At 44.8% G+C, this 11040-nt stretch carries 11 protein-coding genes; 8 read left to right on the top strand and 3 right to left on the bottom strand.

Annotated features, from left to right (window positions below):
• Nucleotides 1–6 precede the first annotated feature (6 nt).
• Complete coding sequence (locus L1D22_RS00055) at nt 7–576, bottom strand: hypothetical protein (protein ID WP_048669044.1); 570 nt, start codon at nt 574–576, stop codon at nt 7–9.
• A gap of 227 nt (nt 577–803) precedes the next feature.
• On the opposite strand from L1D22_RS00055, the gene lolC reads away from it, so the two are divergent.
• The 3 genes from lolC to lolE are packed head-to-tail and all read left to right on the top strand — an operon-like array spanning nt 804 to nt 3942.
• Entirely contained in the window at nt 804–2012 is a 1209-nt protein-coding gene (gene lolC / locus L1D22_RS00050) for a lipoprotein-releasing ABC transporter permease subunit LolC (protein ID WP_239828279.1), read from the top strand.
• Nucleotides 2005–2697 (top strand): lipoprotein-releasing ABC transporter ATP-binding protein LolD, encoded by a 693-nt coding sequence (gene lolD / locus L1D22_RS00045; RefSeq protein WP_239828278.1) that lies wholly within the window; start codon nt 2005–2007, stop codon nt 2695–2697. The genes lolC and lolD overlap by 8 nt, the downstream gene beginning before the upstream one ends.
• Nucleotides 2698–3942 carry a lipoprotein-releasing ABC transporter permease subunit LolE gene (lolE, locus tag L1D22_RS00040; protein ID WP_239828277.1) on the top strand — a complete coding sequence of 415 codons (1245 nt, stop codon included), beginning with the start codon at nt 2698–2700 and terminating at the stop codon, nt 3940–3942.
• Nucleotides 3943–4166: 224 nt separating this feature from the next.
• Here the strand turns inward: lolE and L1D22_RS00035 are convergent, their stop codons facing one another.
• Entirely contained in the window at nt 4167–4679 is a 513-nt protein-coding gene (locus L1D22_RS00035) for a DUF2062 domain-containing protein (protein ID WP_239828276.1), read from the bottom strand.
• A gap of 17 nt (nt 4680–4696) precedes the next feature.
• Between L1D22_RS00035 and L1D22_RS00030 the strand changes: the two genes are divergently transcribed.
• The 5 genes from L1D22_RS00030 to kdsB are packed head-to-tail and all read left to right on the top strand — an operon-like array spanning nt 4697 to nt 10727.
• Entirely contained in the window at nt 4697–7018 is a 2322-nt protein-coding gene (locus L1D22_RS00030; RefSeq protein ID WP_239828275.1) for a DNA internalization-related competence protein ComEC/Rec2, read from the top strand.
• 31 nt (nt 7019–7049) lie between these two features.
• Entirely contained in the window at nt 7050–8798 is a 1749-nt protein-coding gene (gene msbA, locus L1D22_RS00025) for a lipid A ABC transporter ATP-binding protein/permease MsbA (RefSeq protein ID WP_239828274.1), read from the top strand.
• Between the two features lie 15 nt (nt 8799–8813).
• Nucleotides 8814–9821, top strand: coding sequence for a tetraacyldisaccharide 4'-kinase (lpxK, locus tag L1D22_RS00020; protein ID WP_239828273.1), 1008 nt, complete (start codon nt 8814–8816; stop codon nt 9819–9821).
• Nucleotides 9802–9981: a Trm112 family protein gene (locus L1D22_RS00015; protein ID WP_176681649.1), complete on the top strand. Its 180-nt coding sequence runs from the start codon at nt 9802–9804 to the stop codon at nt 9979–9981. Before lpxK ends, L1D22_RS00015 begins: the two co-directional genes overlap by 20 nt.
• On the top strand, nt 9981–10727 hold the full coding sequence (gene kdsB, locus L1D22_RS00010) for a 3-deoxy-manno-octulosonate cytidylyltransferase (protein ID WP_239828272.1): 747 nt from the start codon (nt 9981–9983) through the stop codon (nt 10725–10727). Before L1D22_RS00015 ends, kdsB begins: the two co-directional genes overlap by 1 nt.
• A gap of 78 nt (nt 10728–10805) precedes the next feature.
• Here the strand turns inward: kdsB and L1D22_RS00005 are convergent.
• Nucleotides 10806–11040: transposase (locus tag L1D22_RS00005; protein WP_239828271.1), on the bottom strand; the 235-nt coding region annotated here is incomplete at its 5' end.

Here is an 11040-nt window from a genome sequence, read left to right as displayed (position 1 = left end):
GTTAATTTACTTGTTATCTCGTTCTAGAGAGCGTTGACGCAAAAGTTTCTGTTGTTGATGAAGTGCCGCTTTGATTAGCAGATCTTGGTCGGTGTCGCGAAGATGAGCGTATTTGAAGTTGATTTCGAAACCTGAATCTTTAGGTTGGCTTGCAAACACTTCCGCGTAGCAGTAAATGGCCGCGGCAGGGTGTTCTAGGAACAGTTTAGCTTTTACCAAACGTCCCGCTTCGATATCTGTTTTTGAAAAACAGGAAAATTGACTCGCACCGAAAGAGTAGGTGTGAGTACGAAACTTCTCTTCATCTTGCTGCGATAACATAAAGCTCAACAACAGGTTTAATTTAGAGTTCTGTGCATCCAATAAACTGGTGACATTCTTCAAGTCGCTGTTTTTCAGTTCAGCGCGAGCACTGTCGGCTAACAGGTCCAATTGGCTAAATTCACTCGCCACAACGAAAGGGGCAGGGATCTCGGATTCGAACTGAATTTGAGAAGGCAAAGTGAAGTTACTTTCCATTGGTTCTATATTAGCGGTAAGGCTGTGGTGAACGGTGAAAAACTCTTGTTCTGTCATGCGTTAGTTCCTTGAAGTGATCTATTGATTATCGCTATGTGGCCGCAGTAATCAAGGTCAGTTAATTGAAACTATCAAATAGTTGTTTGAAATTTGGTGTTTTGACAGGGTTCTGTTTTTCAGGCCTAACTAATTGAGTTAATTCACTCTATATTTTCAATTAACCCCTACACAGTAACAGCAATACCCGTTACATTAACCCGCATCCCTTTTTGATGGTTCAAAGTATGTTTCATCCTATTTCAATGTTTGTTGGCCTGCGTTATTTGAAAGGCCGTTCAGGTGATCGCTTTAGCCGTTTTGTTTCTTACATGTCGACGGCAGGTATCACCATTGGTGTGCTGTCTTTGATTACTGTTTTATCGGTAATGAATGGATTCGAAGCGCAATTAAAAGACCGAATTCTCGGCGTTCTTCCTCAGGCTGTGGTTTATGAGCAAGGGGGCACGACCTCACTTTCCGAAAAAGCCCCAAGTTTCGCAGAACAGATCTCGCTTAATGGTCACGTCGAACCGATTGTACGCAGTGAGGCGGTGATTCAGAGCCCTGCTCAATTGTCGGCTGGCCTTTTAATCGGTATAGAGCCAAATTCCGATGACCCTCTTCAGGACCACTTAATTGCAGGTCGCTTGTCTTCACTCAAAGCTGGGCAATATCAGCTGTTCCTTGGTCATACTTTGGCGAGAAACTTGAAAGTATCCATGGGCGATAAAGTTCGTCTAATGGTGACCAGCGCAAGCCAATACACACCACTAGGGCGTATTCCAAGCCAACGTAATTTCACGGTCGCCGGTATCTTTAATACGGGTTCGGATATTGATGCTCAGCTCATGGTAAGCAACATTCAAGATGCAGGACGTTTGATGCGTTACAAGTCGGACACGATTTCAGGCTGGCGACTATTTTTTGATGACCCGTTTGAGGTCGCGGAGCTATCAAATCAACCGTTACCAGATGGTTGGTTGTGGAGCGATTGGCGTGACCAACGAGGCGAGCTGTTCCAAGCCGTGCGCATGGAGAAAAACATGATGGGCTTGATGCTTGGGCTGATCATCGGTGTTGCTGCATTCAATATTATCTCTGCGCTGATAATGGTGGTGATGGAGAAGCAATCTGAAGTCGCGATTCTTAAAACCCAAGGTATGACTGATGGTCAAGTGATGGGTATCTTTATGGTTCAAGGTGCAAGTAGCGGCGTGATTGGTGCGCTCTCAGGTGGCGTGTTAGGCGTTGTCTTGGCTATGAACTTGAATACTATCTTAGAGGCGATGGGTGTTGCTTTGTTCTCGTTTGGTGGGCAATTGCCAATCATGATTAACCCAATTCAAATCGCTGTTGTTGTGGTTCTGGCTATTGCACTTAGCTTGATTGCCACTGTTTTCCCTTCTTATCGTGCATCGTCTGTGAAACCTGCTGAGGCCCTTCGTTATGAGTAATTTTCTTCAATGTAATGATATCCGTAAAACGTACCGTGAAGGCTCGTTGGATACCGAAGTCCTTAAAGGTGTTAGCTTTGAGATTGAGAAAGGGGAACTGGTCTCGATCATTGGTACCTCTGGTTCAGGTAAAAGTACGCTACTGCATATATTAGGTGCGCTTGATGATGCCTCTGCGGGCAGTGTGAGTTTTCTTGGTCAAGATTTAGCGTCTTTAAGTTCGAACAAGCAAGCTAAACTGCGCAACCAGCACCTAGGTTTTGTTTATCAATTCCACCATCTGCTTTCTGATTTTTCTGCACTCGAAAACGTAGCTATGCCGTTACTTATCGGCGGTGAGAAACCTGCGAAAGCAAAAAAAGAAGCACAACTGTTACTTGATAAAGTCGGACTGAGTCATCGTGTTGACCACCGACCTTCCGAACTTTCTGGTGGTGAAAGGCAGCGTGTGGCAATTGCTCGCGCATTGGTAAACAAGCCGGCTCTAGTTCTGGCTGATGAACCGACGGGTAACCTTGACCACAACACAGCGCTTTCTATTTACGACTTAATGCGTGAGTTGAACAGTGAATACGATACTGCTTTCTTGGTGGTGACTCATGATGGTGAACTTGCAGGCAAGATGGATCGTCAACTTCATATGCAAGATGGCTTGTTGGTTAACGTAGAAAAAGAGGAGAGCTAAGTGTTTTCTTCTTTATCTCTATTGATTGGCGGCCGCTTTAGTCGTGCTAAACAACGAGACAAAATGGTGTCTTTCATCTCCTTGTCTTCGACGATCGGTATTGCGGTTGGAGTGGCGGTGATCATTATTGGTTTGTCGGCCATGAATGGTTTCGAGCGTGAGCTTGAATCGCGTGTGCTTTCTGTTATTCCACACGGTGAGTTTGAGGGCGTGAATGAACCAGTCGCTCGCTGGAAGCATGTGATTGAACAGTCCGAGAAACACGACAAGGTTGTGGCAGCAGCGCCTTATGTGAAAATTACAGCGCTTGCTGAGAAGGGCAAAGAGCTGAAAGCGATCGAAGTGCGCGGCGTTGATCCTAAGCGTGAGCAAGAAGTATCAAGCCTGTCTAACTTTATCGATAAACAAGCTTGGAGTGAATTTCAGGCAGGGCAACAGCAGATCATCTTGGGTTCTGGTGTCGCGAATGTGCTCGGTGCGAAAGTCGGCGATTACCTAACCCTGATGATTCCAACTGTGAATGGAACGGTGAAGGTTCAAGCGCCAAAACGAGTTCGAGTCAAAGTGGTGGGTTTGCTGACTCTTAATGGCCAGATTGACCACAGCTTGGCTTTGATCCCTCTTGGTGATGCTCAGGTTTACGCAAACCTAGGTGAAGCTGTGACAGGGGTTTCTTTGAAAGTAACCGATGTACTTAATGCCAACTCGATTGTGCGTGAAGTCGGAAATCAGCTTGATGTGTATGTGTATTTGCGCAGTTGGCAACAGAAGTTTGGTTTCTTATATCGAGATATCCAGCTAGTTCGCACCATCATGTACCTAGTTATGGTGCTAGTAATCGGTGTGGCTTGTTTCAATATTGTCTCGACTTTGATGATGGCAGTAAAAGACAGAGCATCAGAGATAGCGATACTACGAACCATGGGCGCATCTGATGGATTGGTGAAACGCATCTTTGTTTGGCAAGGCGTATTCTCGGGTGTTTTAGGTAGTCTAGTCGGTAGTGCGATAGGTGTTTTGGTCGCGCTCAATCTAACCACGATTATAAAAGGGCTTGAAAAGCTGATTGATCATCAGTTCCTATCGGGCGATATTTACTTTGTCGACTTCTTGCCATCACAACTAAACATGACGGATGTTCTTGTCGTGTCAGGTACTGCGATTGTTTTGAGCTTACTAGCGACATGGTACCCGGCATCGCGAGCGGCGAAGTTAAACCCTGCCTCGGTGCTCAGTTCTAAATGATGGTAGCTGTAAATAACATTCGTTTTTAATAACAAACTAGACCTTTTTCTCCAGATATAAAAAAGGATCCCTGATGGGATCCTTTTTTATTGAATTCACATTGCATTTCTTACGACTTTTCTTACATGCAAATGTTGCAGAGGTAAGCTATTCATCTGATTTCTGCTCGTTTACGTTTCAATTGAATCGTATACAAGGGTAGATCTAAAGACAGAGCAGGTCACTCAGTACCTTGCTTTTCGTTTATTCCAGCTTCTCACCACTGAGTAACGCCATAAGCTGCGAATACCAAAGTAGCCAATCATCGCTGATACCACGCCACAAATCAGACAGCCTAGTAGGAATGGAGGTCCTATCGTGCTCATTTGCGCCAAAATAAAGTCCCAAGATAGCTCGAAGTGAAAGGCTTGAGGTGGCACATGCATAACAAACGCCCCAACTTTGTACGCAAAGTAGAAGAGTACTGGCATGGTGACCGGGTTGCTGATCCAAACAAGAGCGACAGACAACGGTAGATTAACGCCACATGCGACAGCGAGGCCTGCAGACATAATCATTTGACTTGGTAGAGGGACAAACGCCATGAATAACCCAACAGCAAACGCGCCAGCCGCAGAGCGACGATTAAGGCACCATAAGTTGGGGTTGTACAAAACATTGCCAAAAACTTTCAATGCTTTCTGACGCTTGATGAGCTCATGGTCAGGCATAAATCGTTTGATAAACTTTCTTGGCATAGGAGGAAGCTACTCTCTTGTTTAACACTTGGTTCTTGATTTCATTCGCTGCGACAGTTGTGTCTGCCAGCTTTTGGCCCGTGATGCCACATTGGGTTTGGGCACCATTAATGCTGTTGTTACTGATAGCATCAATAAAGTATAGCGTTTTCCGGAGTGCAAGAGGTCCAGTAACAGCATTGATACTAGTTATCTGCCTAGGGAATACAATTGAAATACAAACGAATCGATTATTCCAATCAGGGCAGAATACTACCATAAATGCGTCGGTTGTTAGCCTTTTTAGTGAAAATAGCCACGGTTTTGAAAGCGTAATAGTAGCCAGATCAATTGGCGGCGAAAAATTAATCTTTCCTCAATGGATAAAATTGCGGTTGTTTACGCCTTTCAAGTTAACGCTCGGAGATGAAGTCTATTTGTCGGCTTCAATAAAGCCCGTATGGGGCAAACTCAACGAGGCGGGTTTTGATTTGGAAAGACACCTGTTCAGTACCGGTGTGGTGGCTAACGTAACTTACCGAGCAGATACCAGATATCGGATCCACTCTAGTACCAACTTACGTTCTCAGTGGTTTGAGAGCAGCCTCCAACGGCTAAATAGGCTGACCAACACCGATCTTCTTGTAGCTTTAAGTTTTGGTTATCGAGATCTCATTGATCCTCAGCGGTGGGACTTGCTTAAAAGTAGTGGGTTAATTCACTTGATGGCTATTTCAGGGCTCCATATTGGGATTGCTTTTGGTATTGGTTATCAATTGGGGAAGGTAGTTCGATTGATTTCTCCGTCATTGATTTGGTTGCCCACGTTATTTGGTCTTGGTTTGGCGTATTTCTACAGTTGGTTTGCAGGATTTACTTTGCCGACACTCAGAGCTCTGGTGATGTGTGTTCTCGCGAGTTACTTTCTTTGGCGTGGGCAAAGTATCAGTTTGATTCGCTATGTGGCATTGAGCTTGTGTGTGGTTTTGTTGATTTGGCCATTTTCAGCATTATCGAGTAGCTTTTGGTTATCCTTTGGTGCGTTGGGCGCGGTGCTCTACATTGCTTTGAACAACAACCCATCTTCTTCAAGCCCCACTTTTATCGGCCGAGTGTTCACGCTCATCAAGATGCAGTTCATGTTGACGTTATTAATTGCTCCTTTTTCGATGTTGTTTTTCCAAGGGGTGAGTCTGGTCTCTGTTTTCTACAACTTACTTCTGTTGCCTTGGGTATCTATGGTGACAATTCCATTGCTGTTTCTAGCGATGTTTTTGAACTTGTTCTCCGAATTTTTGTTCGGATCGAGTGCTTTAACTCATGGCTTCGCTTTTAAGTTGTGGAAGCTGGTTGATTTATCACTGGAACCTTTGGTTTTCAGTCTCCCTTTCTCTGAACAGTTTTGGATTCAGGTGGACAACCACACGAGTGAGCTAATTGTATTCCTGATCGTGTTTTTCGGTTTTGTCAGCCGGTACATCCAATCGAAGTTCTCAATATTAACCGTCTCTGCATTTGTATTGTGGTGGGAACTTGGCGAATCCAAACAAGATAGTTTCACCATAGATGTCTTGGATGTTGGACACGGACTGTCTTTGGTTTTAGAGAAGAACAATCAAGTTGTGGTTTATGACCTTGGTAATGCATGGCCGGGAGGGTCGATTGTCGAATCTTTGCTGATCCCTACATTGAACAGTAGAGGCATAAGAGGTATCGAAGGTGTGATAATCAGCCACTTTGATTCTGACCATGCCGGTGGCTTTCCGGCATTACTTGAGAGTTACGATCCTAAGTGGGTAAGAACCAGTCAGAACATTAACCTACAAACCCAATCTACCACTCAAGCTCAGTCTAATATTCAGGCATGTACTGTTGGAGAAAATTGGAGCTGGCAGGGTGTTGTTTTTGAAGTACTGTGGCCTCCCAAGCAAGTGAAGAGAGCGTATAACCCACATTCGTGTGTTGTCAGGATATATGAGCCAAACTCAGAGTTTTCGATGCTGTTAACGGGTGATATCGAACTGATAAGTGAGTGGTTACTTGCTCGTGAAGGAGAGCAGCTAAGGAGTGATGTCATGTTGGTTCCGCACCATGGTAGCGATTCTTCATCGATTAAGCCGTTTATTGTGACTGTGTCACCTCGGCTGGCGATAGCTTCTCTTGCTAAAGGAAATCAATGGGGAATGCCGAGCGAGTCGGTGATTGCACGCTATCAAGAAGTGGGGAGCACATGGCTTGATACAGGAGGAAGCGGACAAATAACCATCACTCTTACTCAAGAAGGTTGGCAATATCATACGATTAGAGAGGAACAAGGCAGGCAGTGGTATAGGCAGATGCTCCGTAAGGGAGTAGAATAGATAGATTATTGTGAGAAAATTAAGCGATTCTATGTCAACACAAACAGATGAAACTACCTGGGTCACGTTTAAAAGACTTTGGACTTATATTCGATTATATAAGGCTGGCCTTGGTGTTGCGGTTATTGCGCTTATTATAAATGCCGTTTCTGATACCTATATGATTTCCTTACTAAAGCCATTACTTGATGAAGGCTTTGGTAATGCTGAATCTGACTTTTTACGCACGCTTCCAATCATTATCTTTGCCATGATGTTCATTCGTGGTGTCAGTGGTTTCGTCTCAACCTATTGCTTGAGCTGGGTCTCTGGCAATGTGGTTATGGAAATTCGTCGAAAAATTTTCAGTCATTTCATGCACATGCCTGTGTCTTTCTTTGATAAAGAACAGACAGGTGCGTTGCTATCTCGAATTACTTACGATTCTGAGCAAGTGTCTGCCGCGACGAGTAAAGCGCTAGTCAGCATTGTACGTGAAGGTGCAAGCATTATTGGCTTGCTAACATTGATGTTCTGGAACAGCTGGCAGTTGTCTTTGGTTCTATTTGCGGTTGCTCCTCTTGTTGCGTGGGCGATCAGCATCGTATCGAAGCGATTCAGAAAGATTTCTAAAAACATGCAAACCAGCATGGGCCATGTTGCTTCTTCAGCTGAGCAAATGTTGAAAGGCCACAAGGTGGTTCTTACTTACGGTGGTCAGGATCTAGAAAAACACCGTTTTGATAAAGTAAGTAACCAGATGCGCCAACAAAGCATGAAGTTAATCACCGCTCAAGCCGCTGCGAACCCGATCATTCAAATGATCGCTTCCGTTGCGATTGTGGTGGTTCTTTTCTTGGCGAGTGTTGATTCGATCAAGGCTGAGCTAACTCCAGGTACGTTCACGGTTGTGTTCTCTGCAATGTTTGGTTTGTTGCGTCCACTAAAAGCGCTAACGAACGTAACATCTGAATTCCAACGCGGTATGGCAGCAAGTACCACTCTATTTGGTTTGATGGATTTAGATACAGAACAAAACAAAGGTACGTTGAAACCTGAAACCGTAACCGGTGAAGTTGCAGTAAAAGATGTGACGTTTACTTATGATGGTGCAGAGAAACCAGCACTTGATAAGGTGAGCTTCAATATTCCGAAAGGTAAGACAGTTGCACTTGTCGGCCGTTCAGGTTCGGGTAAGAGTACCATTGCTAACCTGTTTACTCGTTTCTATGACGTCGATTCGGGCTCTATCGAATTGGATGGGCACGACATTCGTGATTACGAATTGAGAAACCTACGTGAGCATTTTGCTCTTGTTTCTCAAAATGTTCACCTGTTTAACGATACGGTCGCGAACAACATCGCGTATGCCGCAGAAGAGCAATATACTCGCGAACAGATTGAACACGCCGCCAAGCTTGCTCACGCCAGTGAGTTTATCGAAGGCATGGAAAATGGCATCGATACCGTTGTTGGTGAAAATGGCGCAAGCCTTTCTGGTGGTCAAAGACAACGTATTGCGATTGCACGTGCTCTATTAAGAGATGCACCTGTGCTGATTCTTGATGAGGCGACGTCTGCATTGGATACTGAATCAGAGAGAGCGATTCAGTCTGCATTGGAAGAACTGCAAAAAGATAAGACTGTATTGGTGATTGCTCACCGTTTATCGACTATCGAGCAAGCTGATGAGATCTTAGTGGTTGATGATGGCCAAATTGTAGAAAGAGGCGCACACGCAGAACTTATTGAACATGATGGTGCTTACGCGCAGCTGCACCGAATTCAGTTCAGCGGATAAGATTAGGTCGTTGTTGTGATCGAAAAGATTTGGTTTAACAATCATCCGTTGAAATATCTACTTTGGCCACTTCTGTGGCCATTGAGCCAGCTGTTCAAAATGATCAGTAGTCAACGTCGTGATGCGTACCTTTCTGGTAAAAAAGAGACCTATCGAGCACCTCTGCCAGTGATTGTTGTTGGTAACATAACCGCTGGTGGGAACGGTAAAACGCCCGTTGTTATCTGGTTGGTTGAGATGCTGCAAGCCAATGGCTTTAAACCCGGTGTAGTATCTCGAGGTTATGGAGCTAAAGCGCCAAACTATCCACTCGTGCTAGATGAAAATACGCCAGCCGAACATTCGGGTGATGAGCCTCGTTTGATTCGCAAGCGAACTGGTTGTCCTGTTGCGGTCGACCCTGTACGTGCGAACGCCGTGAAGGCTTTGTTGGGTGAAGGTGTTAATGTCATTATCACTGATGATGGGTTACAGCATTATGCACTTGAACGTGACATTGAATTTTCAGTTATTGACGGTGTAAGACGCTTTGGTAATGAGAGCCTGATTCCACTCGGCCCATTGCGAGAGTCAGTATCACGTTTAGATGATGTTGATTTCTTGATTAACAATGGCGGAAAGGCGCAAGGGCGAGAGCTCTCAATGTCTTTGCAACCAAGCCAAGCAGTCAATCTAAAAACCGGACAGAAAGCATCGGTTGCTGAATTACCAAAGCTGGTGGCTTTTGCAGGAATAGGTCACCCACCACGCTTTTTTAAAACATTAGACGATCTTGATGGTGATGTGGTTTTCACACAAGGCTTCGCCGACCATCAGGATTTTGATAAAGATGAACTTCATACCTTAGCAAAGAAAGGTATGAACATGATTATGACAGAAAAAGACGCTGTTAAATGCGGAGAATATGCTCAAGATAACTGGTGGTATCTTCCAGTTTCTGCGCAGTTCGATGAAGATTCGCAACAGCAAATTTTAAAAAGAATAAATGAGGTTATGGAATACTATGGATCACCGTCTGCTTGAGATCGTTGCTTGCCCTGTATGTAAAGGTAAACTAACTTATGACAAGGATAAGCAGGAGCTTGTTTGTAAAATCGATCGCTTAGCTTACCCAATCAAAGAGGGTATTCCTGTTCTTCTTGAACCTGAAGCTCGCACTCTTTCAATGGACGAGGGCAAGTAATGTCTTACACGGTTGTTATACCGGCAAGATACCAATCGAGCCGTTTGCCAGGTAAGCCTTTGGCTGACATTGGCGGCAAGCCGATGATTCAATGGGTATACGAACAGTCAATGAAGGCAGGTGCTGATAACGTTATTATCGCTACCGACGACGCTCGAGTTGAAAAAGCGGCGAAAGCATTTGGCGCGACCGTTTGTATGACATCACCGAATCATGAATCAGGTACTGAGCGCTTAGCTGAAGTGATTGAGGTAATGAAGATTCCTGATGACCACATTATCGTGAATGTTCAAGGTGATGAACCGCTTATCCCGCCAGCAATTATTAATCAGGTGGCGAATAACCTCGCAAACAGCACGGCACCAATGGCAACGTTAGGTGTAGAAATTACTCACGCTGATGAAGTGTTTAATCCTAACGCTGTAAAAGTCGTGACGGATAGAGACGGTTACGCACTGTATTTTAGTCGTGCGACGATTCCTTGGGATCGCGATGCTTACGCGAACAACGGTACAGCTGCGGAATCTCCTTTGCTTCGTCATATTGGTATCTACGCTTACCGAGCGGGTTTCATCAATACGTACATCAATTGGGAACCAAGTACTTTGGAGCGCATTGAGTGCCTAGAGCAACTTCGCGTACTTTGGTACGGAGATAAGATCCACGTAGACGTTGCGGTTGAAGCGCCTGCAGCGGGTGTTGATACGCCGGAAGACTTGGAAGCGGTTCGCGCCATCATTGGTTAAGCCTCTTCGAGCAGTCACTTCTTTGTGGTACAAAATGCAAAATCATGAGCCTTGCTTATTGCGAGGCTTTTTTATGGTTCATCGCGGCTTTCCGGGGAAAGCCGCTTTTATCTTCAAGAAGAAGTAATCTGTATCTCGATATCCATACCCCATTCGCTTGATTAGCTTTATCTTGTTGTTTATCCCTTCTAGTGTGCAGGTGTTTAACGGGTAACTTGCCGATGCAATAATGCCGTGAAGATAAGGCCTCAGTTTTCGTGCGAACTCTTTCAATGGCTTAATTCCACTCTCTTGCACTTGTGCCCACCATACC

The organism is Vibrio sp. Isolate34, from assembly GCF_022397915.1.
Taxonomy (GTDB): Bacteria; Pseudomonadota; Gammaproteobacteria; order Enterobacterales; family Vibrionaceae; genus Vibrio.
The sequence above is the reverse complement of the archived record's forward strand: the minus strand, read 5'-3'. Positions and strand labels throughout refer to the sequence as shown.

What these genes read in the sequence shown, in the direction of transcription:
- L1D22_RS00055 (WP_048669044.1), bottom strand. Translation starts at nt 576, where the DNA reads ATGACAGAACAAGAGTTTTTCACCGTTCACCACAGCCTTACCGCTAAT.
- lolC (WP_239828279.1), top strand. Translation starts at nt 804, where the DNA reads ATGTTTCATCCTATTTCAATGTTTGTTGGCCTGCGTTATTTGAAAGGC.
- lolD (WP_239828278.1), top strand. Translation starts at nt 2,005, where the DNA reads ATGAGTAATTTTCTTCAATGTAATGATATCCGTAAAACGTACCGTGAA.
- L1D22_RS00035 (WP_239828276.1), bottom strand. Translation starts at nt 4,679, where the DNA reads ATGCCAAGAAAGTTTATCAAACGATTTATGCCTGACCATGAGCTCATC.
- msbA (WP_239828274.1), top strand. Translation starts at nt 7,050, where the DNA reads ATGTCAACACAAACAGATGAAACTACCTGGGTCACGTTTAAAAGACTT.
- L1D22_RS00015 (WP_176681649.1), top strand. Translation starts at nt 9,802, where the DNA reads ATGGATCACCGTCTGCTTGAGATCGTTGCTTGCCCTGTATGTAAAGGT.
- kdsB (WP_239828272.1), top strand. Translation starts at nt 9,981, where the DNA reads ATGTCTTACACGGTTGTTATACCGGCAAGATACCAATCGAGCCGTTTG.